This is a genomic window from Kocuria oceani, assembly GCF_029524215.1.
Classification (GTDB): Bacteria; Actinomycetota; Actinomycetes; order Actinomycetales; family Micrococcaceae; genus Kocuria; species Kocuria oceani.
Window position 1 is genome coordinate 62559 of record NZ_JARAMH010000013.1, and the last position, 23900, is coordinate 86458.

At 72.2% G+C, this 23900-nt stretch carries 20 protein-coding genes; 15 read left to right on the plus strand and 5 right to left on the minus strand.

The window, feature by feature from the left end:
* The first annotated feature begins 194 nt into the window (after positions 1 to 194).
* Both PU704_RS14140 and PU704_RS14145 read left to right on the plus strand, forming a co-directional pair.
* Positions 195 to 959: a FadR/GntR family transcriptional regulator gene (locus PU704_RS14140; protein WP_277551778.1), complete on the plus strand. Its 765-nt coding sequence runs from the start codon at positions 195 to 197 to the stop codon at positions 957 to 959.
* 1 nt (position 960) lies between these two features.
* Complete coding sequence (locus tag PU704_RS14145; protein WP_277551779.1) at positions 961 to 1737, plus strand: SDR family NAD(P)-dependent oxidoreductase; 777 nt, start codon at positions 961 to 963, stop codon at positions 1735 to 1737.
* A 119-nt stretch (positions 1738 to 1856) separates the two neighbouring features.
* Here PU704_RS14145 and PU704_RS14150 read toward each other — a convergent pair whose 3' ends face one another.
* On the minus strand, positions 1857 to 2312 hold the full coding sequence (locus PU704_RS14150) for an Lrp/AsnC family transcriptional regulator (protein ID WP_075871492.1): 456 nt from the start codon (positions 2310 to 2312) through the stop codon (positions 1857 to 1859).
* A gap of 125 nt (positions 2313 to 2437) precedes the next feature.
* Here PU704_RS14150 and PU704_RS14155 point away from each other — a divergent pair, with 125 nt between their 5' ends.
* Genes PU704_RS14155 through PU704_RS14165 form a run of 3 tightly spaced genes read left to right on the plus strand, consistent with a single transcriptional unit; the run spans position 2438 to position 5646 of the window.
* Positions 2438 to 3868 carry a DUF6421 family protein gene (locus PU704_RS14155; protein ID WP_277551780.1) on the plus strand — a complete coding sequence of 477 codons (1431 nt, stop codon included), beginning with the start codon at positions 2438 to 2440 and terminating at the stop codon, positions 3866 to 3868.
* A gap of 3 nt (positions 3869 to 3871) precedes the next feature.
* Complete coding sequence (locus PU704_RS14160) at positions 3872 to 4564, plus strand: SDR family NAD(P)-dependent oxidoreductase (RefSeq protein WP_047803589.1); 693 nt, start codon at positions 3872 to 3874, stop codon at positions 4562 to 4564.
* Positions 4561 to 5646 (plus strand): threonine aldolase family protein, encoded by a 1086-nt coding sequence (locus tag PU704_RS14165; protein ID WP_277551781.1) that lies wholly within the window; start codon positions 4561 to 4563, stop codon positions 5644 to 5646. Before PU704_RS14160 ends, PU704_RS14165 begins: the two co-directional genes overlap by 4 nt.
* A 187-nt stretch (positions 5647 to 5833) precedes the next feature.
* Here PU704_RS14165 and PU704_RS14170 read toward each other — a convergent pair whose 3' ends face one another.
* On the minus strand, positions 5834 to 6817 hold the full coding sequence (locus PU704_RS14170) for an aldo/keto reductase (RefSeq protein WP_047803587.1): 984 nt from the start codon (positions 6815 to 6817) through the stop codon (positions 5834 to 5836).
* Between the two features lie 203 nt (positions 6818 to 7020).
* On the opposite strand from PU704_RS14170, the gene PU704_RS14175 reads away from it, so the two are divergent.
* The 7 genes from PU704_RS14175 to mmsB all read left to right on the plus strand — a co-directional run bounded on the left by PU704_RS14175 (position 7021) and on the right by mmsB (position 16263).
* Positions 7021 to 8052, plus strand: a complete 1032-nt coding sequence (locus PU704_RS14175; RefSeq protein ID WP_277551782.1) for a LacI family DNA-binding transcriptional regulator — start codon at positions 7021 to 7023, stop codon at positions 8050 to 8052.
* Between the two features lie 167 nt (positions 8053 to 8219).
* Positions 8220 to 9908 carry a ribulokinase gene (gene araB, locus PU704_RS14180; RefSeq protein WP_277551783.1) on the plus strand — a complete coding sequence of 563 codons (1689 nt, stop codon included), beginning with the start codon at positions 8220 to 8222 and terminating at the stop codon, positions 9906 to 9908.
* Complete coding sequence (locus PU704_RS14185; protein ID WP_047803584.1) at positions 9905 to 10657, plus strand: L-ribulose-5-phosphate 4-epimerase; 753 nt, start codon at positions 9905 to 9907, stop codon at positions 10655 to 10657. Before araB ends, PU704_RS14185 begins: the two co-directional genes overlap by 4 nt.
* The gene (araA, locus tag PU704_RS14190; protein WP_277551784.1) at positions 10632 to 12146 is read left to right on the plus strand and encodes an L-arabinose isomerase; all 1515 of its coding nucleotides are present in this window, start codon (positions 10632 to 10634) and stop codon (positions 12144 to 12146) included. The genes PU704_RS14185 and araA overlap by 26 nt, the downstream gene beginning before the upstream one ends.
* Positions 12147 to 12222: 76 nt before the next feature.
* Entirely contained in the window at positions 12223 to 13341 is a 1119-nt protein-coding gene (gene chvE, locus PU704_RS14195; RefSeq protein WP_277551785.1) for a multiple monosaccharide ABC transporter substrate-binding protein, read from the plus strand.
* Positions 13342 to 13477: 136 nt separating this feature from the next.
* Positions 13478 to 15007, plus strand: coding sequence for a multiple monosaccharide ABC transporter ATP-binding protein (gene mmsA / locus PU704_RS14200; RefSeq protein ID WP_047803581.1), 1530 nt, complete (start codon positions 13478 to 13480; stop codon positions 15005 to 15007).
* Between the two features lie 2 nt (positions 15008 to 15009).
* Positions 15010 to 16263, plus strand: a complete 1254-nt coding sequence (mmsB, locus tag PU704_RS14205) for a multiple monosaccharide ABC transporter permease (protein ID WP_047803580.1) — start codon at positions 15010 to 15012, stop codon at positions 16261 to 16263.
* 440 nt (positions 16264 to 16703) lie between these two features.
* On the opposite strand, the gene PU704_RS14210 is transcribed toward mmsB, so the two are convergent.
* From PU704_RS14210 to PU704_RS14220, 3 genes are all read right to left on the minus strand, one after another.
* Positions 16704 to 17645 carry a sugar phosphate isomerase/epimerase family protein gene (locus PU704_RS14210; protein WP_277551786.1) on the minus strand — a complete coding sequence of 314 codons (942 nt, stop codon included), beginning with the start codon at positions 17643 to 17645 and terminating at the stop codon, positions 16704 to 16706.
* A 66-nt stretch (positions 17646 to 17711) separates the two neighbouring features.
* Positions 17712 to 18488 (minus strand): SDR family NAD(P)-dependent oxidoreductase, encoded by a 777-nt coding sequence (locus PU704_RS14215; protein WP_277551787.1) that lies wholly within the window; start codon positions 18486 to 18488, stop codon positions 17712 to 17714.
* Positions 18489 to 18545: 57 nt separating this feature from the next.
* A complete protein-coding gene (locus tag PU704_RS14220; protein ID WP_047803577.1) occupies positions 18546 to 19970 on the minus strand; it encodes a GntP family permease in 1425 nt (474 codons plus the stop codon).
* A gap of 207 nt (positions 19971 to 20177) precedes the next feature.
* Here PU704_RS14220 and PU704_RS14225 point away from each other — a divergent pair, with 207 nt between their 5' ends.
* The 3 genes from PU704_RS14225 to PU704_RS14235 all read left to right on the plus strand — a co-directional run bounded on the left by PU704_RS14225 (position 20178) and on the right by PU704_RS14235 (position 23899).
* A complete protein-coding gene (locus PU704_RS14225; protein ID WP_047803638.1) occupies positions 20178 to 20891 on the plus strand; it encodes a GntR family transcriptional regulator in 714 nt (237 codons plus the stop codon).
* Positions 20892 to 21065: 174 nt separating this feature from the next.
* Complete coding sequence (locus PU704_RS14230; protein WP_047803637.1) at positions 21066 to 22061, plus strand: 3-hydroxyacyl-CoA dehydrogenase family protein; 996 nt, start codon at positions 21066 to 21068, stop codon at positions 22059 to 22061.
* A gap of 101 nt (positions 22062 to 22162) precedes the next feature.
* Complete coding sequence (locus PU704_RS14235; protein WP_277551788.1) at positions 22163 to 23899, plus strand: dihydroxyacetone kinase family protein; 1737 nt, start codon at positions 22163 to 22165, stop codon at positions 23897 to 23899.
* Position 23900: the final 1 nt, after the last annotated feature.

Consider the following 23900-nt stretch of genomic DNA (forward strand, 5'->3'; position numbering starts at 1 on the left):
GGTGGAGGACGCGCGGCGCCCGGGCGGCGGTGCCCGGTGCCGGGGAATTGACGGGCGGAACGGTTCATGTGAGGCTAATCACAGATAAGACATCTGACAAGGGGGCAGGGCTGCTGTGACTTCTCCAACGTTCGTCCTCGGCGACGGCACCACCGGCCGCCGGACCGACCCCCGCAGGCCGGGGTGGCGTGCCGATGGCTAGGAAGTCGCTGGTCGAGTCGGTCGCGGAGGAGCTGCTCGAGCGCATCCTGCGCGGCGAGATCGCACCGCACGAGGCCCTGCCGCCGGAGGCGCAGATCGCGAGGGAGCAGGAGGTCAGCCGGCTCACCGTCCGGGAGGCGCTCAAGGCCCTGCAGGCGCAGAACATCGTCCAGGTCCGTCGCGGGCTCGGGACCTTCGTCAACCCGCCGGACGCGTGGACCGGCCTGGAGGCCATCCTGAAGGCGGCCTCCCGCGGCGTGGCCTCGAACCAGGTGGCCCTGCGGCTGCTGGAGGTCCGGCGCATGGTGGAGACCGGATCGGCGGAGCTGGCCGCCCAGCACGTGACCGACGCGGACCTCGCCGCTATGGAGTCCGCCGTCCAGGAGCTGGAGCGGGCCCACGCCGCGCAGGACCTCGAGGCCGTGACCGCCGCGGACATGGCCTTCCACGACGCCGTGCTGCGCGCCTCCGGCAACCCGTTCGTGCCCGTGCTGCTGGGCCAGCTCTCCCAGCTGCTCTACACCGAGCGGCGGGCCACCTCGGCCTTCCCGGAGGTCCAGCGCCACGCCATCCGGCACCACCGGCTGGTCCTGGCGGCCATCGCCTCCCGCGAACCCGCGGCCGCCCGCACGGCGATGGAGGAGCACCTGGACCAGACCTACGAGGACTACGAGCACTACATCGGCCGCCCGGCCGCCCCCGCACGCGACCACCCGACCCCGAACCCGCTCGACCACCACAGCACAGGAGATGACTGACATGACCGAGACCCCTGCCTTCCCCGCCCAGCGCACCGCCGTGCTCACCGGCGCCGCCTCCGAGCGGGGCATCGGCCGCGCCACCGCGGACCTGCTCGCGAGCCAGGGCTGGAGCGTGGCCATCCTGGACATCGACGGCGACGCGGCCGCCGAGGCAGCCCGGGACATCGCCGACCGGCACGGCGTGCCGGCGCTCGGGCTGCGCACCGACGTGTCGGACGAGACCTCCGTGCACGAGGCCGTGGCCCGGGTGGAGGCCGAGCTGCCCGCGACCGTGGCCCTCGTGAACTGCGCCGGGATCAGCTCGCCCACCGACTTCATGGACGAGACCCGCGAGACCTGGGACCGGGTCTTCGCGATCAACATGACCGGCACGTTCCTGGTGACCCAGCGGATCCTGGCCGGGATGATCGAGCGGAAGCTGGGCCGGGTGGTCAGCATCTCCTCGATCTCCGCCCAGCGTGGGGGCGGCACCTACTCCAAGTCCGCCTACAGCGCCTCCAAGGCCGCGATCATCGGCTTCACCCGGGCGGTGGCGCGCGAGATGGGCGAGTACGGGATCACGGTGAACTGCATCGCCCCCGGCCCCGTGGACACCGACATCATGGGCGGCACGCTGAGCGAGGAGCGGAAGGCGGGCATGGCCGAGGACATCCTCGTGGGCCGCGTGGGCACCGTGCGGGACATGGCCGCACTGCTCGCCTTCCTCGTCGGCGAGGACGCCGGGTACATCACCGCGGCGACCTACGACATCAACGGCGGGCTGCAGATCTCCTGAGCTCCTGATCTGTGCAGGCTGCCCGCCGCGGAGGCGGGGCGAGGCGCCGTCCGGGCGGGTTCCGGGCGGCGCCTCCGGTCGGTCCGGGCTCCTCGCGGGGGCCGGTGTCGGTGCCGGCCTCAGGCCCCGGCGGCGGGGAGCATCGGCCGGTGCTCGTAGAAGGTCTGCAGCACCACTGTGGTGCGGGTGTTGACGGAGGCCGTGTGGCGGACCTCGTTGACGAGCGCCTCGAGCTCCCTGGGCGAGCCCACCCGGACGAACAGCATGTAGGCGGCGTCCCCGGCCACCGAGTGGCAGGCCTCGATCGCCGTGAGTGGCTGGAGCAGCTCGGGGGCGTTGTCGGGCTGCCGGGGATCGAGCGGGGTGATCTCGATGAACGCCGACAGCGGCCTGCCGACGGCCTCGGGGTCGAGGATCGCCTGATAGCCGACGATCACACCGCTGCTCTCGAGCTTGCGCAGGCGAGCCTGCACGGCCGAGGCGGAGAGGCCGACCCGTTCGGACAGCTGGGCGAGGGTGGCGCGCGGGTCGTGGGACACCTCGGTGGCCAGGCGTACGTCGACAGGGTCGTCCATGGGCCGAACGGTATCAGCTGCTCGGGGCGCGAGGGTTGACAGTCCCCCCGGTGCGTGTGAATCTTCCTGCATGTGAGCGGTGTCACCGTAGAATTTCCGTCGATTTCCCGGATGGGAGGGTTTTCATGTCCACGTCACTGCAGACCGTGCCGGCCGTCATCGGAGAGCCTGAGGTCGTGGAGGACGCCTGCTCCGTGGAGTCGAACCCCGCGTGGCTGCGGCTCAGAGCGGCGGCCACGGACCTGCAGGCGCTGCAGATCGCGGACGGATCGATTCCGGAGGCCTCCGACCACCCGGCGGCGCGCGAGCTCGTCGGGCGGATCGTGGCGTCGGTCGCGGACCTGGCTCCGCTGTTCCCGCACGACGCGGCGTACCTGACGGCCCTGCCGGCCGACTTCGCCCGCTGGGCGGACGGGGGGTTCGGGGCGCCGGACTTCCTGGACTCCCTGGTCGAGTTCCAGCCGCAGCGGCACCGGGTCGACGGCCTCCGGCACCTCGTCGTGTTCCCGATGTGCACCCAGAACGGGTCGGCGCACCGGTACGTCGAGGCCCTGATCGTCGAGGTGATCTGGCCCGAGTTCATCGCTGCGCTCGAGGCCGGGGACTACGACAACGAGCTGTTCGTGTCCCTGCGGCTGATCGACTTCACCCCGGGCTACGACACGAACTCGGCGGTGCTGTTCCCCGAGACGGTCGCCGTGCGGGAGACCCCGCGGTTCACCTGGGGCGCCATCTTCCAGGACCGCGAGGCGGCGCGCTACCGCCGTGTGGTCACCGCGGCCGCCGGCATCACCCAGCTGGACCTGCCCGACGAGGCCGCGGCGCTGCTCGCCGACCAGGACCTGGCCGAGAAGACCTTCGTGATGTGGGACATGATCCACGACCGCACGCACATGCGCGGCGACCTGCCGTTCGACCCCTTCATGATCAAGCAGCGCATGCCGTTCTTCCTGTACTCCCTGGAGGAGCTGCGCTGCGACCTCACGGCGTTCCGCGAGTCGCTCACCATCGAGCGCGCGCTCACGGCGCGCGCGGCGGCCGGCGAGGAGCTCACCGGGCTCGAGGAGCAGACCCGCCGGCACGCCGGGCTCGTGCAGTACGCGGTGATCTTCGACAGGATCTTCCGCTTCGCCGTCACCGGGTCGCGGGTCCGCAACTACGACGGGCTGGGCGGGCAGCTGCTGTTCGCCTGGCTCCACCGCCGGCACGTGCTGCAGTGGCGCGACGTCGAGCTCAGCATCGACTGGGACCGGGTCGCCGACGCGGTGGTCGGGCTCGGCGACGCCATCGACCGGCTGTACTGGGAGTCGATCGACCGGCCGAAGACGGTGCACTGGCTGAAGGCCTACGAGCTCGTCGCCTCCGTGGTCACCCCGCACCCCGCCTCGGCGTGGGCGCAGGGGCTCCCGCGCGAGGTCCTCGCCGGACCACCGAAGGGGTACACGGACCTGGTGCTGGACGACGAGTTCCCCCTCTCGATGTTCTTCGAGGCGCTCGAGAAGAGGATGCGAGCCGTCATCGCCTCGACGACCGGCATCCGCGCCTCGGACGGCTGAGCGATGACCGACCTGACAGACCTGAGCGGCCGCACCGTGCTGATCGCCGGCGCGACCAGCGCCTCCGGGCTGGCGGCGACCCGCGTCCTGACCGCCGCCGGGGCCCGCGTCGTCGCCACGGGCCGCAGCGCCGAGAAGCTCGCGCCGCTCGCAGCCCAAGGAGCCCGCGTGGACGCGCTGGACCTCGCGGACGAGCCCGCGGTGCTCGCGCTCGCCCGCCGGCTGCGCCACGACCGTGTGCCGATCGACGGGCTCCTGCACCTCGTCGGCGGCTGGCGCGGCGGCGGCGGGCTGGCCGGGCAGACGGAGGACGACTACCGGGCGCTCGAGCCCTCGTTCTCCGCGCTGCGGCACCTGAGCCGCGCCTTCGACGAGGACCTGCGGGCCTCATCGGCGGGCCGGCTGGCGATCGTGTCCTCGACCGCGGTCGCCCGTCCGCTGGCGGGCGGCGCCAACTACGCCGCGGTCAAGGCCGCCGGCGAGGCGTGGACCCGGGCGGTGGCCCAGGGGTACGCGAGGTCCGCCCGCGAGGCCGGCACCCCGCTGCGGGCCGCGGCCGTGATCTTCCGGGTGCGGGCCCTGGCCGGCCTGGAGGAGCGCCTCGCCACGGCCTGTGCCGGGCTGTGGGGCGCCGAGGCCGCGGCACTGAACGACTCCACGATCGAACTCGACCAGGAAGGACGACGCACCCCATGACGAGGCTGCACGACACGGAGCTGCGGGGATTCGCCTCCGACAACTACTCCGGGGTCCACCCGGAGGTGCTCGACGCCCTGGCCGAGGCCAACGGCGGCCACCAGGCCGCCTACGGCGAGGACGAGTACACGGCACGCCTGCAGGACGTGATCGTGCGGCACTTCGGCGAGGGCGCGTCGGTGTGGCCGGTGTTCAACGGCACGGGCGCCAACGTCGTCGGCCTCCAGTCGATGCTCCCGCGCTGGGGCGCCGTGATCTGCGCGGACACGGCGCACATCCACGTCGACGAGGGCGGCGCCCCCGAGAAGTCCGCCGGCATCAAGCTCCTGCCCGTCCCCGCGGCCGACGGCAAGCTCACGCCCGAACGGATCGCCGCGGAGGCCTGGGGCTGGGGGGACGAGCACCGCGCCCAGCCGCTCGTGGTCCACCTCACCCAGTCCACCGAGCTCGGCACCCTGTACACGCCGGACGAGATCCGCGCCGTCACGGACCACGCGCACGCTCACGGCATGTCCGTCCACCTGGACGGGGCGCGGCTCTCGAACGCGGCGGCCGCCCTCGGCCTACCCCTGCGCGCCTTCACCACCGACGCCGGCGTCGACGTGCTCAACCTCGGCGGCACCAAGAACGGGGCGCTGGGCGCCGAGGCGGTGGTGGTCCTGAACCGGGCCGCGTCCCAGGGGCTGGTCCATCTGCGCAAGCACCAGATGCAGCTCGCGTCGAAGATGCGGTTCGTCTCGGCCCAGCTGCTGGCGCTCCTGGACGGGGACCTGTACCTGCGCACCGCCGGTCACGCGAACGCGATGGCCCGGCGCCTGCGCGACGGCATCGAGGCGGGCGCCGCCGACGGGTCGATGCCCGGTGTCGCCTTCACCCAGCCGACCCAGGTGAACGCCGTCTTCGCCGTCCTGCCCGGCGGCGTCGCCGACCGCCTCCGGCGGCGCTTCCGGTTCTACGACTGGGACGCCGCGACGGGCGAGGTGCGCTGGGTGTGCAGCTTCGACACCACGGCCGGGGACGTCGACGCCTTCGTGGCGGCCCTCCGATCCGAGCTCGCGGCCGAGCCGCAGGCGGTGGGATAGCGCCGGGACCTCCATGCGGGGCCGGGCACCGAGGGGAGGACGGCGATCCGTCGTTCCCCGGCGCCGCCGGCGTCCTCACCCGCCGTCGAGGAGGTGCCGATGTGCCAGCCCATCCGCCCACGCTATCCCGGGGCCGCAGCCGGTCCCGCCGCGTCCCCGGGGCCGGGCACCACGACGACGGGCCCGCTCACCAGCGGGGGTGGACGCTCTCGCGGAAGTAGGCGTCGTAGATCCGGCGGACCCCCTCGTCGAGGTCACGGCCCAGGGACCCGGTGTCCGCGGCCGAGGCGTTGGCGCGGGCCTGCTCCACGCTGCGCGCCCCCGGGATCACCGTGCTGACGCCCTCCTGGGCGATCACCCAGGCGAGGGCGGCCTGGGCGGTGGGGGTGCCCTCCGGCAGCAGCTCGGAGAACTCCCGGACCGCCTCGAGGCCGCGCTCGAAGTCGACCCCGGAGAACGTCTCGCCGACGTCGAAGGCGCTGCCGGTGCGGTTGTAGTTGCGGTGGTCGTCCTCCGCGAACCGGGTGTCCTTCGTGTACTTCCCGGAGAGCAGGCCCGAGGCCAGGGGCACCCGGGCGATGATCCCGACGCCGGCCTCCCGCGCCGCCGGCAGCACGGCGTCCAGTGGCTTGAGCCGGAAGGCGTTGAGGATGATCTGCACCGTGGCGGTGTTCCCGCGCGCGATCGCGGCCAGGGCCTCGTCGGTGCGCTCCACGCTGACGCCGTAGTGGCGGATCGACCCCTCCTCCACGAGGGTGTCCAGCGCGTCGTAGACCTCCTGGTCGCTGTAGACCGGGGTGGGCGGGCAGTGCAGCTGGACCAGGTCGAGGGTGTCGGTGCCCAGGTTCCGGCGGGAGCGGTCCACCCACTGCCGGAAGTGGGCCAGGACGTAGTTCTCGGGGACCTGGTCCACGCGCCGGCCCATCTTCGTGGCCACGGTGATGTCGAGCTCCGGGTGCTCCTGCAGGAACGCCCCGATCGTCTGCTCGCTGCGCCCGTCGCCGTAGACGTCGGCGGTGTCGAAGAAGTCGACCCCGGACTCCACGGCGGCCTCCAGGACCGCGGTGGCCTCGGCCGGCTCGACCTCGCCCCAGTCGGCGCCCAGCTGCCAGGTGCCCAGGCCCACGGTGGAGACGGTGCGTCCGGTTCGGCCCAGTGTGCGGTGTTCCATGCGTCGTGTCGTCCGTTCCGCGTTCGGTGGGAGTCCTCCGCCTCCGCGGGGGACGGCGCCCCGCCGATCGGGTGGCACCGGGGTCAACCATGCGGTGCGGCGGCCTCCGCGCGCAAGCATCCCCGCCGCCCCCGGCCCCACCGCCGGGGGGCCGGGGGCGTCCCGGATGTGCCCGGCCGAACCCGTGGAGTACCGTTTCGGCCATGATCGACGAGGACGGCGCACGCGCCGCGCGCCCTCAGCGCGCCCCGAACATCCGGGACGTGGCACGGGCGGCCGGGGTCTCCCACCAGACGGTCTCCCGGGTGCTCAACGGTCACCCGAACCTGCGGGACTCCACGCGCCGGCGGGTGCTGGAGGCCATGGAGGAGCTGCGCTTCCGGCCCAACCGGGCCGCGCGGGCCCTGGTCACCAGCGAGTCCCGGATCATCGGGGCCCTGGTCTCCTCGGGCGCCGAGTACGGGCCCACCGCGAGCCTGCAGGCGGTCCAGACCGCAGCCACCGAGGCCGGCTACGTGGTGGACACCGCGCACATCGACCACGCGGACCGGGCCTCCATCGAGGCGGCGCTCGACCGGCTGATGGGCCACGCGGTCGAGGGGCTGGTGCTGCTGGCCCCGCAGTCGGCCACCCTGGAGGTGATCGAGCAGCTCTCCATCCGGATCCCCTTCGTCACGGTGCACTCCCTGCACGGCACGGACCACCGGATGTCGGTGGACCAGCTGGCCGGCGCCCGGCAGGCCACCCGGCACCTGCTCGAGCTGGGCCACCGGCGGGTGCTGCACGTGCCCGGCCCGGAGGGCTGGGTCGAGACCGACGCCCGGCGCCAGGGCTACCGCGAGGAGATGGCCGCCTGGGGGCTCGAGCCCGCGCTCGCCACCGCGGGGGAGTGGACGGCGGAGTCCGGCTACCGCGTGGGCCTGGTGCTGCGCGAGCGACGGGACTTCACCGGCGTGGTCTCGGGCAACGACCACATCGCGCTCGGCTTGGTGCACGCCTTCGCGGAGACCGGGCTGCGCGTGCCGGAGGACATCAGCGTGGTCGGCTTCGACGACGTCCCCGAGTCGGCGCACTTCCTGCCGCCGCTGACGACCGTCCGGCAGGACTTCCCCGAGCTCGGCCGGCGCTGCGTGGCGGTGCTCCTGGCGGAGCTGCGCGGCGACGGCCCCGTCCAGGCCGGGGACGTGGTGCCCGAGCTCGTGCGGCGCCGCTCCACGGCGCCGCCGCCCGCCTGACCCCCCGATCCGTCCGTTACCAAACCGTTATGTGACACTGTGGTGCACCTCACTCCATGGCGGTGTACGTTGTCCCGGACATGCAGATGTGACCGTTCACATTCGGCTCCGGCGGCAACCGACCGCCGGGTCCGGGCGGAACGGCTCGAGCGACAACGAGGTCCACCGTGAGCCAGAGCAGCACCACCCCCACGTACGTCGTCGGCGTCGACTACGGCACCCTCTCCGGGCGGGCCGTGGTCGTGCGGGTGCACGACGGCGCCGAGCTGGGGTCCGCCGTGCACGAGTACCGGCACGGCGTGATGGACACCGTCCTGGCCGCCACGGGGGCGCCCCTCCCGCCCGAGTGGGCCCTGCAGGTGCCCGCCGACTACGTCGAGGTGCTGCGGCAGGCGGTGCCCGCGGCGGTGCGCGCCGCCGGCGTGGACCCTGCCGCCGTGGTGGGCATCGGCACCGACTTCACCGCGTGCACCATGGTCCCCGTGGTGGCCGACGGCACGCCCCTCAACGAGCTGCCCGGACTGGCGGACCGCCCGCACGCCTACGTGAAGCTGTGGCGCCACCACGCCGCCCAGCCCCAGGCCGACCGCATCAACGAGCTCGCCGCCCGGCGGGGGGAGCGCTGGCTGCCCCGCTACGGCGGGCTGATCTCCAGCGAGTGGGAGTTCGCCAAGGGCCTGCAGCTGCTCGAGGAGGACCCGGAGCTCTACCAGCGGATGGACCACTGGGTGGAGGCCGCGGACTGGATCGTGTGGCAGCTGACCGGCAACTACGTGCGCAACGCCTGCTCGGCCGGCTACAAGGGCATCCTGCAGGACGGGCAGTACCCGGACCGGGAGTTCCTGGCCGCGCTGAACCCGGACTTCGCCGGCTTCGCCGAGGAGAAGGTCGACCACCCCGTCGGCGCCCTCGGCGCCGCGGCCGGCACGCTCAGCGCCGAGGCGGCCGCGTGGACGGGCCTGCCGGCCGGCATCGCGGTGGCCGTCGGCAACGTCGACGCCCACGTCTGCGCCCCGGCCGCCCGGGCCACCGACCCGGGGCAGATGGTCGCGATCATGGGCACCTCCACCTGCCACGTCATGAGCTCGGCCACCCTGCGGGAAGTCCCCGGCATGTGCGGCGTGGTGGACGGCGGGATCATCGACGGGCTCTACGGCTACGAGGCCGGCCAGTCCGGGGTGGGGGACATCTTCGGCTGGTTCACCGCCCACTTCGTGCCCGGCACCCTCCGCGAGGAGGCCGCCGCCCGTGGGCTGAGCGTGCACGAGCTGCTCACCGAGCAGGCGAGCCGGGAGCCGGTGGGCGCCCACGGGCTCGTGGCCCTGGACTGGCAGTCCGGCAACCGCTCGGTGCTCGTGGACCACGAGCTCTCCGGGCTGCTCGTGGGGCTCACCCTCGCCACCCGCCCCCACGAGGTCTACCGGGCGCTGCTGGAGGCCACCGCGTTCGGCACCCGCACCATCGTCGAGACGTTCGCGGCCTCGGGGATCCCCGTCACCGAGTTCGTGGCGGCCGGCGGCCTGATCAAGAACGCGTTCCTGATGCAGATCTACGCGGACGTGCTGGGCATGCCGATCTCCGTCATCGGCAGCGACCAGGGCCCCGCCCTCGGCTCCGCGATCCACGCGGCCGTGGCCGCCGGCGCCTATCCCGACGTCCGGACCGCCGCCGGGGCGATGGGCCGGCTGGAGCACGGCGCGTACACCCCGGACCCGGCCCGCACCGAGGCCTACTCCGCGCTGTACGCCGAGTACACCGCGCTGCACGACCACTTCGGCCGCGGCGGCAACGACGTCATGCGCCGGCTCAAGGCGCTGCGCCGCCAGGCCCGATCCACCCAGGAGGTCTCCGCATGAACACCCTGACGCCCGAGCTCGAGGAGCGCGTGGCCCGCACCCGGCAGGAGGTCGCCGACCTGCACGCCGAGCTGGTGCGCTACGGCCTGGTGGTGTGGACCGCCGGCAACGTGTCCGGGCGGGTCCCCGGCACCGACCTCTTCGTCATCAAGCCCAGCGGCGTGAGCTACGACGAGCTCGGCCCCGAGAACCAGATCCTCTGCGACCTCGACGGCCGGCCCGTGCCCGGCACCCCGGGCGCGGAGCGCTCGCCCTCCAGCGACACCGCCGCCCACGCCTACGTGTACCGGCACATGCCCGAGGTCGGGGGAGTGGTGCACACCCACTCGCCCTACGCCACGGCGTGGGCCGCCCGCGGCGAACCCGTCCCCTGCGTCCTCACGGCCATGGCGGACGAGTTCGGCGGTGAGATCCCCGTGGGGCCCTTCGCGATCATCGGCGACGACTCGATCGGGCGCGGCATCGTGGAGACCCTCTCCGGGCACCGCTCCCGCGCGGTGCTGATGCGCAACCACGGTCCCTTCACGATCGGCAAGGACGCCCGCGACGCCGTCAAGGCCGCCGCCATGCTCGAGGACGTCGCGCGCACCGTGCACCTGTCCCGCCAGCTGGGCGAGCCGCTGCCCATCGACCCCGGCCACGTGGACTCCCTCTTCGACCGGTACCAGAACGTCTACGGCCAACAGCCCGCCACCACCCCCTCGACCCCAGGAGCGCACTCCCTTGAGCCCTCTCAGCACCACTCTTGAGCCCTACGAGGTCTGGTTCCTCACCGGCAGCCAGGACCTCTACGGCGAGGAGACGCTCCGCCAGGTGGCCGAGCAGTCCCGCGCGATCGTCGGGATGCTCGACGACGCCGGACTGCCGGTGCGCGTGGTGTGGCGGCCCACCCTCAAGGACGCCGCCTCGATCCGCCGCACCGCGCTGGAGGCCAACGCCGAGGACAACGTGATCGGCGTGATCGCGTGGATGCACACCTTCAGCCCCGCCAAGATGTGGATCACCGGCCTGGACACGCTGCGCAAGCCGCTGCTGCACCTGCACACCCAGATCAACGTCGAGCTGCCCTGGGGCGAGATCGACTTCGACTTCATGAACCTCAACCAGGCCGCGCACGGGGACCGGGAGTTCGGCTACATCCAGACCCGGCTCGACGTCCCGCGCAAGACCGTGGTCGGCCACGCCTCGAACTCCGAGGTCACCGGTCAGATCGCCGCCTGGCAGCGGGCCTGCGCCGGCCGGGCCGCGGTCCAGGGACTGCGGATCGCCCGCTTCGGGGACAACATGCGCAACGTCGCCGTCACCGAGGGAGACAAGACGGAGGCCGAGCTGCGGTTCGGGGTCTCCGTGAACACCTGGGGGGTCAACGACCTCGTGGCCGTGGTGGACGCCCAGGCCGAGGACCGCGTGGACGAGCTCGTCGCCGAGTACGAGGAGCTCTACGACGTGGCCCCCGAGCTGCGCCGCGGCGGCGAGCGCCACGAGTCCCTGCGCTACGGGGCCCGGCAGGAGCTCGGGCTGCTCCAGTTCCTCGAAGAGGGCGGCTTCGGCGCCTTCACCACCAACTTCGAGGACCTCGGCGGGCTGCGCCAGCTGCCGGGCCTGGCCGTGCAGCGGCTCATGGCCCGCGGCTACGGCTTCGGCGCGGAGGGCGACTGGAAGACGGCGCTGCTGGTGCGGGCCGCGAAGGTGATGGGCGCCGGGCTGCCCGGGGGCGCCTCCCTGATGGAGGACTACACCTACCACCTGGTCCCCGGCGAGGAGAAGATCCTCGGCGCCCACATGCTGGAGATCTGCCCGACCCTCACCACGGCCCGGCCCTCCCTCGAGGTGCACCCGCTGGGCATCGGCGGGAAGGAGGACCCGGTGCGCCTGGTGTTCGACACCGACGCCGGGCCGGGCGTGGTCGTGGCGATGTCCGACATGCGCGACCGGTTCCGGCTCACGGCCAACACCGTCGACGTCGTGCCCCCGGACGCCCCGCTGCCGCACCTGCCGGTGGCCCGGGCGGTGTGGCGCCCGCAGCCGGACCTCGCGACCTCGGCCGCGGCCTGGCTCACCGCCGGGGCCGCCCACCACACGGTGCTCAGCACCGCGGTGGGCGCGGACGTGATCCGCGACTTCGCCGAGATCACCGGCACCGAGCTGCTGCTCATCGACGACTCCACCACCCTGCGCGAGTTCCAGCGCGAGGTGCGCTGGAACTCCGCCTACTATCGCCTGGCGCAGAAGCTCTGACCTCCACCACCGCACACAGCACGGACCCAGCACGGACCTCCGGCCACCGGGGACCGGACCGACGAAAGGCACGACCATGACCGCGAAGACCCACCTGAAGCGGACCCTCACCGGGGTGACCGCACTGACCCTCGTTCTCGGCCTCAGCGCCTGCGGCGGCAGCCGCGGCGCCGGCGCGGAGGAGGGCTCCAACGAGGGCGCCCGGATCGGGGTGGCCATGCCCACCCAGCAGTCCGAGCGCTGGATCGCCGACGGGGAGAACGTCAAGGCGGAGCTCGAGGAGCTCGGCTACGAGGTGGACCTCCAGTACGCCAACGACGACATCCCCACCCAGATCTCCCAGATCGAGAACATGATCAACGGCGGGGCGAAGGCCCTGGTGATCGCCTCGATCGACGGCACCACGCTCACCAGCGTGCTCGACACCGCGGAGTCCCAGGACATCCCCGTGATCGCCTACGACCGGCTCATCAACGAGTCCGACACCGTGGACTACTACACGACCTTCGACAACTACGAGGTGGGCGTGCAGCAGGGCACCTCGCTGCTCACCGGCCTGGGGATCCTCGACGAGAACGGCGAGCCGACCGGGGAGAAGGGCCCGTTCAACGTGGAGCTCTTCGCCGGCAGCCCCGACGACAACAACGCCACCTTCTTCTGGAACGGCGCCATGGACACCCTCAAGCCCTACCTGGACGACGGCACCCTCAACGTGCCCAGCGGGCAGACCGAGTTCGAGCAGGCCGCCATCCTGCGCTGGCTGCCGGACACCGCCCAGGACCGCATGGAGGACCTCATCACCGTGGGCGGCGGCGAGCAGCTCGACGGCGTGCTCTCCCCCTACGACGGGCTGTCGATCGGGATCATCTCCGCGCTGCGCTCCGGCGGCTACTCCAAGGACGAGCTGCCGGTGGTCACCGGACAGGACGCCGAGGTGGGCTCCGTGAAGTCGATCGTCAACGACGAGCAGTACTCCACCATCTTCAAGGACGTGCGCGAGCTCGGCGAGCGCGCGGTCGTGATGGTCGACTCCCTGATGAAGGGCGAGGAGCCGGAGGTCAACGACGAGGAGACCTACGACAACGGCGTGAAGGTCGTCCCCGCCTACCTGCTGGAGTCCCAGATCGTCACGAAGGACAACTACCAGGAGGTCCTCGTGGACAGCGGCTACTACGAGGCCTCCGAGCTCGAGTAGGGGACCCGGACCGGCCGGGCGGCCCCTCCGCCCGGCCGGTCCCGCCGCAGCATTCCTCTCCCGCCGGGTCCGCCACCATCCCGACCCGCCACCACTCCGACCCGCCACCACTCCAGCCCCAGACAAGGAGACCCGCATGAGCGAGCACGTGCTCGAGATGCGCCGGATCAGCAAGTCCTTCCCCGGCGTCAAGGCGCTGCAGGACGTCAACCTCGCCGTCGCCCGCGGTGAGGTGCATGCGATCTGCGGGGAGAACGGCGCCGGCAAGTCCACCCTCATGAAGGTGCTCTCCGGCGTCTACCCGCACGGCACCTACGAGGGCGACATCGTCCTGGACGGCCGGACGGTCTCCTTCCGCGACATCAAGGACAGCGAGCGCAGCGGCGTGGTGATCATCCACCAGGAGCTGGCGCTGTCCCCGTTCCTGTCCGTGGCCGAGAACATCTTCCTGGGCAACGAGCGCGCCACCCGCGGGGTCATCGACTGGAACGAGACCAACGTCCGGGCCTCCGAGCTGCTCCGGCGCGTGGGCCTGGACCTGAACCCCGTCACCCGGGCCGGGGACATCGGGGTGGGCAAGCAGCAGCTCGTGGAGATCGCCAAGGCGCTGTCCAAGGACGTGAAGCTGCTGATCCTCGACGAGCCCACCGCCGCGCTCAACGACGAGGACTCCGCGCACCTGCTCGGCCTCGTCCGCGGGCTGCGGGAGGACGGGATCACCTGCATCATCATCAGCCACAAGCTCAACGAGATCCGGGCGATCGCGGACTCCGTGACCATCCTGCGCGACGGCCGGACCATCGAGACCCTCAGCCTGCACGACGGCTCGGTCACCGAGGACCGGATCATCAAGGGCATGGTCGGCCGCGAGCTCACCAACCGGTACCCGGAGCGGACCCCCGCGATCGGGGAGGAGGTGCTGCGCGTGGAGCACTGGACGGTGCACCACCCCCAGGAGCACTCCCGGGTGGTCGTGGACGACGCGCACCTGTCCGTCCGGGCCGGCGAGATCGTCGGGATCGCCGGGCTCATGGGCGCCGGGCGGACCGAGCTGGCGATGAGCATCTTCGGGCGCAGCTACGGGTCCGGCATCACCGGGACCCTGTACAAGAACGGCCAGGAGATCACCTGCCGGACCGTCCAGGAGGCCATCCGGCACGGGATCGCCTACGCCACGGAGGACCGCAAGCGCTACGGGCTCAACCTGATCGACGACATCAAGCGGAACATCTCCGCCGCCGCCCTGCCCAAGCTGGCCTCCGCGGGCTGGGTGGACGGCGGCCGCGAGACGCTGGTCGCCCAGGACTACCGGAAGAGCATGAACATCAAGGCGCCGTCCGTGGCGGCCGTCACCGGCAAGCTCTCCGGCGGCAACCAGCAGAAGGTCGTGCTGTCCAAGTGGATGTTCGCCGACCCGGACGTACTGATCCTCGACGAGCCGACGCGCGGCATCGACGTGGGCGCGAAGTACGAGATCTACACGATCATCAACCAGCTGGCCGCGCAGGGCAAAGCCGTCCTCGTGATCTCCTCCGAGCTGCCGGAGCTCCTGGGGATCTGCGACCGCATCTACACGCTCGCCGAGGGCCGGATCACCGCCGAGGTCCCCATCGCCGAGGCCACCCCCGAACGACTCATGCAGCACATGACCAAGGAGAAGGACTGACCATGGTTTCCACCCTCGCCGACGAGGACCGGGTCCTCAGCACCAGGGGCCCGAAGAAGCCCTCGACCGTGGCCGACGCCGGGCGCTTCCTCACCAGCCGGCTGCGCCAGATCGGCATCTTCCTGGCCCTGCTGGTCATCGTGACGCTGTTCCAGGTGCTCACGGGCGGAGCCCTGCTCCAGCCGGACAACGTCTCCAACATCATCGTCCAGAACAGCTACATCCTGCTGCTGGCCATCGGGATGGTCATGATCATCGTGGCCGGCCACATCGACCTCTCGGTGGGCTCCGTGGCCGCGTTCGTGGGTGCCATGTCCGGGATCATGATCCGGGACTGGAGCCTGCCGTGGTGGGTGGCCCTCGTGGCGTCCCTCGCGGTCGGCGCCCTCGTGGGGGCCTGGCAGGGGTTCTGGGTGGCCTACATCGGCATCCCGGCCTTCATCGTCACCCTCGCGGGCATGCTCGTCTTCCGCGGCCTGACCCAGATCGTGCTCGAGAACCAGCGCATCACCGGGTTCCCCTCGGAGTACCGCCAGCTCGGCGGCGGGTCCCTCTTCCCGGGCCTGTTCCCGCCCGAGACCAACATCCTGGACTGGACCACGGTGGGCCTCGGCCTGTTCGCCACCGCCCTGCTGGTCGTCAGCCAGCTGCGCGGCCGGGCCACCCGGGCCAAGCTCGGCCTGGACGACGAGCCCCGCGCCTGGTTCCTCACCCGGCTGGTCTTCGGCGTCGTCGTCGTCCTGGGCCTGACCTTCCTGCTCGCCAGCTCCCGCGGCGGCACCCCGATCGTGCTCGTGGTGCTCGGGGTGCTCGTGGTCGCCTACAGCGCGGTCATGAACCGGACCGTCTTCGGCCGGCACGTCTACGCCCGCGGCGGCAACCTGCAGGCGGCCCAGCTCTCGGGCGTCAACACCAAGCGCGTGGACTTCCTGCTGTTCGTCAACATGGGGGTGCTGGCCGCGCTGGCGGGCCTCGTGTTCACCGGCCGCCTGAACTCCGCCGGCCCCGGTGCCGGCAACCTGTTCGAGCTGGACGCGATCGCCGCGGCGTTCATCGGCGGCGCCGCCGTGACCGGCGGCGTGGGCACCATCATCGGCGCCATCACCGGCGGGCTGATCATGGGCGTGCTCAACAACGGCATGTCGCTCATGGGCGTGGGCATCGACTACCAGCAGTTCATCAAGGGCCTGGTGCTGCTGCTCGCCGTCGGCTTCGACGTCTTCAACAAGCGGCGGGCCTCCAACGCGCTGAAGTAGCGGAGCGCAACGACGGACGGGCCCGCCCGGCATCATGCCGGGCGGGCCCGTCCGTCGTTGCCGCCCGCGCTCCCTGCCGGGGCCGCGGGCGGCGGGCACGGCCGTCTAGCGGCGGCCGCCCTTGTTCTCGCGCCGCTTCGCCATGACGCGGCTGAAGACGGCGGTGCCGACCATGAAGAGGATCTTGCGCATGCTGGTGCTCCTTCCCTAGTCCGGACCCGGGTCCGTCCCGGGGTGCCGGGGACGGTCCGGGGCGGCCCTCGGCACGCCTGCCGGCGTGCACGGCGGGGCCGTATCGGTTCCACGTTACGGGTTGGGACCCGAAAAGGTAAGTCGGCTGAACGATCAGCGCGGGCGCCGCGGCGACGGGCGACCGGAACGACGGAGCCGGGGATGGCGCCCCAACGGCGCCATCCCCGGCGTGGCCGGCTCCGCGGGAGTCAGTCCTCCGGGAGCTTGGCGGCCAGGATGCCGCGGATGTAGTCCCGGTTCATGGCCGTCACGCTGAGCCCGTCGCCCCCGTAGTGCTCCACGCACATGGGGCCGTCGAAGCCGGCCTCGAGCGCCATGCCGATGGCCTCGCGGTAGTCGATGTAGCCCAGGGCCAGCGGCGCCGGGGCGGAGGCGTAGGACCCGGTGGCGGGATCGTGGTCCCGGAAGTAGTTCTTCAGCTGCCAGTAGTTGGCGTGCGGCAGCATCTTGGTGAGCATCTCGCGCCAGTCCTCCACCTCGCGGTGCAGGCGGACGATGTTGCCGATGTCGGGGCACAGGCCCACGTTGGGCAGGTCCACGGCGGTGACGAGCTCCACCGAGCTGTCGGCGGTGCCCAGGAAGGTGCCCTCGTACATCTCCAGGGACAGGCCGACCCCCCGCTCCCCGGCGTACTCGCCGAGCTCGCGGAAGCGCTCGGCCGCCTTCGCCCGGTTCTCCGCGGTGTCCTCGTCCTCGGCGCCCGGCGCCAGCCAGAACCAGGTGGCGTCCTTCTGCGCCTCGGTGAACGGGTCGTGCAGGCCCACGCAGACCATGGGCGCCTCGAGGTCCACGGCCGCGTCGATGGTGCGCTTGGTGTAGGCGATGTTCCGCTGCGCCTGCTCCTCGTCCGGGGTGATCACGCTCTTGCGGGTCACCGCGATGTCGCTGAAGGCGAGGTCGTAGGACCGGGCCGTCTCCAGCAGCCGCCGGCGGCCGTCGGTGTCGAGGTCGCCGGGGCGGACCCAGGAGTCGGTGAGGTCGACGTGGTCGAAGCCGGCGAGGCGGACCTCGCGCAGGGTCTGCTTCCAGGCCTCGGGACCGGCGGCGGTGCGGTCGCGGCCGTCGGCAGTGGTGCCCGTGAAGTTCAGCAGGGCGGCCCCGATGGGCCAGTTCTCCGGGGTGTGCGGCATGGTGCTCTCCTTGGTGGGTGGTGTCGGTGGCGCACGGGGCGCCGGAAGGACGTGCGGGGTGCGGGCTCAGACCATGTGTTTGCCGCCGTCCACGAAGTAGGACGCGCCGTTGACGAAGCCGGCCTCGTGACTGGTGAGGAAGTTGACCAGCGCGGCGACCTCCTCGGGCCGCCCGACGCGTCCGGCGGGCACGGCCGCCGACATGGCGGCCCTGCGCTCGTCCGTGAGCGTGCCGCCCATGATGTCGGTGTCGATGGGCCCGGGGACGATGGCGTTGCAGGTGATCCCGTGCCCGCCGAGCTCCCGGGCACCGCCCCGGGTGAGGCCGAGGACGGCAGCCTTCGCCGCGGCGTAGCCGGTCTTCGAGAAGGTCCCACCGCCGTCGTAGGCGGTGATCGAGGACGTGTTGACGATCCGCCCGCCGTGCCCGCCCTCGATCATGCGGCGTGCCGCGGCCTGCATCATGAGCAGCGTGCCCGTGGCGTTCACGTCCAGCACACGGGTCCACACGTCCTTCGTCAGCTCGAAGAGCGTGTGCGGGCTGGCGATGCCGGCCAGGTTCACCTCGGCGAGCACCGGCGGAAGATGCGCGTCGATCTCCTCGAACGCCGCGTCGACCGAGTCCGGGTCGGCCACGTCGACCGCGATGCCGCGCACGGGCTGCGCCGTCCGCCCGGCGAGCTCGTCGGCGAAGGACCGGACGCCGTCGGCGTCGACGTCGAGCACCGCCAGGGCCCAGCCCTCCTGCGCCATCCGGCGGGCGACGTGGCGGCCGATGCCGCGGACGGCTCCGGCGCCGGTGACGACGGCCGTGCGTCGTGCGGGAAACTGTCCGTGCGTCATGGGTGCTCCTGCGATGTCAGGGGGGATGTCGGGGGAGGGGCGTGCGGGCCGCAGGGATCAGGCGGCCAGGGCGTAGACGATCCACGCGAGGGCGAAGGCCATGAAGCCGATCGCGGTGCCGATCACCGACCACGTCTTGAGCGTGGTCACGGTGTCGAAGCCGCAGAACTTGCCGATCAGCCAGAAGCCCGAGTCGTTCACGTGCGAGAACGTGATGGACCCCGCCGCGATGGCGACCACGATGGCGGCCAGCGCGATCCCGGACAGGCCCAGCTCGGCCACGGCCGGGGCCATGATGGAGCCCGCGGTGGTGGCGGCCACAGTCGCCGAGCCCTGGGCCACGCGGAAGGCGATCGCCACGAGGAAGCCGGCCAGGATGACCGGGAGGCCCAGGGCGTCGAGCCCCTCGGCGATGGTGGCGCCGATGCCCGTCTCGGTGAGGACACGGCCGAAGGCGCCGCCGGCGCCGGTGATCAGGATGATCGAGCAGACCGGAGCCAGGGCGTTGTCGACCAGGTCCTCCAGGGCCCCGCCGATGCTGCCCCGGCCGCGGCGCGGGCGCAGGTAGAGCAGGTACATCGCGAACAGCGTGGCGATGAGCAGGGCGATCGGGGTGTTGCCGATGAGCCGGGAGAGGCGGAACAGGACGTTGTCCTCGCCCACGGCCCCGCTCGCCTCGAGCGTGGTGAACAGGGTGTTGAAGAAGATGAGCACGAGCGGCAGCAGGAGGACGAAGATGATGGTCCAGAACCCCGGCCGGGGGGTGTCCTCGTCCAGGTCCACCTCGCCGAGGAGGTTCGGCACGGGCATGTCCGGATAGCGCTTGGCGAGGGCCAGGCCGAGCCGGTAGCCGGCCAGGTACCAGGTGGGCAGGCCCACCAGCAGGGCGATCAGCACCACCATGCCGACGTCGGCGCCCATCACCGTAGCCGCGGCCGTGGGACCGGGGTGCGGCGGGGTGAGGGCGTGCATCATCAGGAAGGCGCCGATCGAGGGCAGCACGTAGAGCATGAAGGAGCCGCCCAGGCGGCGGGCGACCGTGTAGATGATCGGCAGCATCACGATGAAGCCGGCGTCGAGGAAGATCGGGAACGCGTAGAAGAGGGAGGCGACCGCCAGGGCCAGCGGGGCCCGCTTCTCCCCGAAACGGCGGAGCATCGCGTCGGCGAGCACCTGGGCGCCGCCGGAGACCTCGACCAGGCGGCCGAGGACCGCGCCGAAGCCCACCAGCAGGGCCACGTTGCCCACCGTGGTGCTGAAGCCGGCGATGACCACCGCCATGACGTCGCCCACGCCGATGCCGGCCGCCAGTCCCGTGAGGACGCTGATGATGATGAGGGCGAAGAACGCGTGCATGCGCAGCTTGATGATCAGGAAGAGCAGCGCGGCGATGGCCACGACCGCGATGGCGATGAGCGCCCAGGTGGGCCTCTCCGCCAGGACGAGTGCATCCGCCGTGGCGGCGGGAAGGAGGATGTGCATAGCTGAGTCACCTTTGATCGGGACGCGGGGCCGGCCACTTCTGCACTGTGGCGTGGACCACATCCGAGGAGCCGTTGGCCAATACCCTATAGGATATTGTTCCGGTGTCCAGCCTCCTCCGGCCGTCGTCGAGAGGGCGGTGTGGAGCCGGCCCGGGTGGGGCGTGGGACAATTCCTGTCAGGGCAGAAGTGAGCGAGGGCATCGACATGACGAACGACGTTCCGGGCGGAGCGTGGGTGCAGCGCAGCATCCTGGCGGACCAGGTGTACAAGGAGATCCTCGCGCGCCTGATGGACGGGGAGCTGAAGTCCGGGGATCCGATCAGCATCGACGGCACGGCGCGCGAGCTGGGCGTTTCCCCCACGCCGGTCCGGGAGGCCCTGGCGCGGCTGGAGTCCACGAGCCTGGTGGTCCGGGCCGCGCTGCGCGGCTACCGCGTGGCGCCCCTGCTGACCCACGAGGAGCTGCTGGACCTCATGGACGCACGGCTGCTCATCGAGCCCTACAACGCCGAACTCGCCTGCGGCCACGCGGACCGGCCGTTCCTGGAGGCCCTCGAGCGCTCCATCGACGACCTCCGGGGCGCGCCGAACGGCCCCCACTTCTCCGACTACCGCTCCTACTGGGAGGCCGACGAGCGCTTCCACCGGCTCATCGCGGAGCAGGCGAACAACAAGTTCGTCCTGGGCGCCTACGAGTCCCTCGGCGGGCACGTGCACCGGTTCCGGCTGTTCAGCGGCCTGGGCGTGCAGGACGCGCGCAGCGCCATCGAGGAGCACGCGCGGATCCTCACGGCGCTGCGCCGGGGTGACGCCGCGGCGGCCCGGATCGCCATGGCCGGGCACATCTGCGGGGTGCGGGAGCGGGCGATCAGCGAGTACGAGCGCGCCGACCGCGACCTCCGGGACGAGAGCGCCTGAGCCACGTTCCGACCTGCCCTCCCGCCGCGGTGTGGTTGACACCACATCTGCGTCCGTGGATCCTATAGGAAACACGGTATGGCCTGAGTCGGTGTCCGAGGTCGCTCCCGATCCGCGCTCCGGCGCCGCCGTGTCCACAGACGGAACACGTGCACACCGGAGGAGATGGGGATCATGGCTCAGCGTTCAGTAGCGGTTGTCGGCTCGGGATACATGGGCGGGGGCATCGCCCAGGTGCTGGCCCTCGGCGGAGCCCGGGTCGCGCTCGCCGACATCTCCCAGGAGATCGCCGAGGGGAACCTCGAGCGGCTCCTCGGGGAGGCGGAGCAGTTCGTCGCGGACGGGCTCTTCCCGGCGGACGCGGTCGAGCGCCTGCGCGAGAACCTGTGGGCCGCCCCCAGCATCGAGGAGGCCGTCGCGGACGCCTCCTACGTGGAGGAGGCCGTGCCGGAGAAGCTCGAGATCAAGCACGCCACGCTGCGCCGGATCAGCGACGCCGCCCCGGCGGACGCCGTGATCGGCTCCAACACCTCCACCATCTCCATCGCCCAGCTCGCCGAGGTCGTCGAGCACCCGGGCCGCTTCCTGGGCGTGCACTTCTCGAACCCGGCGCCCTTCATCCCCGGCGTGGAGGTCATCCCCCACGAGACCACCGCGCCCGAGACGGTCGAGGCGGCCAAGGAGATCGTCGAGCTGACCGGCAAGAAGGCGGCGGTGGTCAAGGACGTCACGGGCTTCGTCCTCAACCGCCTGCAGTACGCCCTGTTCCACGAGGCCGCCCAGGTGGTCGAGGAGGGCATCGCCACGGCCGAGGACGTCGACACGCTGGTGCGCACCACCTTCGGCTTCCGCCTCCCGTTCTTCGGCCCCTTCGCGATCGCGGACATGGCGGGACTGGACGTCTACTCCTTCTGCTACGCCTCCCTGCAGACCTCGTTCCCCGAGCGCTTCGCCACGCCCAAGGTCCTGCAGGACCTCGTCGACGCCGGCAAGCTCGGCACGAAGTCCGGCGCCGGGTTCCTGCAGATCCCCGCCGAACGCTCGAACGACCTCGTCGCCTACCGCAACAAGGCCTACGTGGCCATGGGCCGGCTGCTCGAGGACCTGGGCCCCAGCCCGGTCGACGAGGAGACCGCCCAGCAGGGCGGCGCGTCCGCCCCCGCCGGCTGAGCCGGCCGCACCGTACCGAGATCCCCGAGCGGGACGGCGGCGCCCGACGTCGAACGCGGCCGTCCCGCCCCCGACCCACCGAGACCACCGAGGCTGGAACGATGACTTTTCTTGTGAACGATCCTGCGGAGTTCGCGTCCGACGCGCTGCGGGGCTATGCGGCGGCTCATCCCGAGCACGTGGCCCTGGCCCACGGCGGGGTGGTGCGCTCGACCGACACCCCGGAGGGCCAGCCGGCGCTGGTGATCGGCGGGGGCTCGGGGCACTATCCGGCCTTCGCCGGGTGGGTGGGCCCGGGGATGGGCCACGGCGCGCCGTGCGGCAACATCTTCTCCTCGCCCTCGGCCTCCCAGGTGTACTCCGTGGCACGCTCGGCGGAGAACGGCGGCGGCGTGGTGCTGGGCTTCGGCAACTACGCCGGGGACGTGCTGCACTTCGGGCAGGCGGCCGAGAAGCTGCGCGCCGAGGGCGTGGACGTGCGCATCGTGCGGGTCTCCGACGACATCGCCTCCGGCCCGGCCGAGGCGCACCGGGAACGGCGCGGGATCGCCGGGGACCTGATGGTGTTCAAGATCGCCGGTGCGGCGATCGAGGCCGGGGCCGACCTGGACGAGGCCGAGCGGGTGGCGTGGAAGGCCAACGACGCGACGCGCTCCTTCGGGGTGGCCTTCGAGGGCTGCACCCTGCCCGGGGCCGGGGAGGCGCTGTTCCACGTGCCGGCCGGGGAGATGGCGATCGGGCTGGGCATCCACGGGGAGCCGGGAGTGCGCGAGGTGCCGATGGGCACGGCCGACGAGATCGCCGACCTGCTGGTCGACGGCGTGCTGGCGGAGGAGCCGGCGCGCGGGCAGGACGGCTACGAGGGCCGGGTGGCCGTGCTGGTCAACGGGCTGGGCACGGTCAAGTACGAGGAGCTGTTCGTGGTCTACGGCCGGGTGGCCGAGCGGCTGGCCGGCCAGGGGCTGACCGTGGTGGCCCCGGAGGTCGGCGAGCACGTCACCAGTCTCGACATGGCCGGGCTGTCGCTGACCGTGGTGTTCCTGGACGAGGAGCTGGAGCGGTACTGGCTGGCCCCGGCCGACACCCCGGCCTTCCGCCGCGGCGCGCCGGACACGGCCGACCGGCCGGCGCGCACCGGGGTGCACACCCCGGGGCAGGAGGACGTGCCGGCCGCCGCGCCGGAGTCCCAGGAGGTCACCGGGCGGATCCTGACGGCGCTGCAGGTGCTGGAGGCCACCGCGGCCGAGCACGAGGAGGACTTCGGCCGCCTGGACGCCATCGCCGGCGACGGCGACCACGGCCAGGGCATGGCCTACGGCACCCGGGGCGCGGCCGCCGCCGCCCGGGCCGCCGCGGAGGCCGGCGCCGGGGCCCGTACGGTCCTGGTGCGTGCCGGTGACGCCTGGGCCGAGGAGGCCGGCGGCACCTCCGGGGCGCTGTGGGGCGCGGCACTGACCGCCGCCGGCGGGGCCTTCGACGACTCCGCCGGCGCCGGAGCCGAGGAAGTGGTGGCCGCTCTCGTGGCCGGGATCGACGCGATCGTGCGGCTGGGCGGGGCCCAGCCGGGGGACAAGACCATGGTCGACGCCGCCCTGCCGTTCCGGGCGCGGCTGCTGGAGGAGTTCGAGGCCTCCTCCGATCTGGCCGGCGCGGTGAAGCAGGCTGCCGCGGTGGCCCGTCAGGCGGCCGAGGCCACCGCGGAGATCACCGCCCGCCGCGGGCGCTCGAAGGTGCTCGGGGACAAGAGCCTGGGCACCCCGGACCCCGGCGCGCTGTCCTTCTCCGTGCTCATGGACGCCCTGGGCGATTTCCTCGCCCAGGGCCCGGACGCACGGTAGG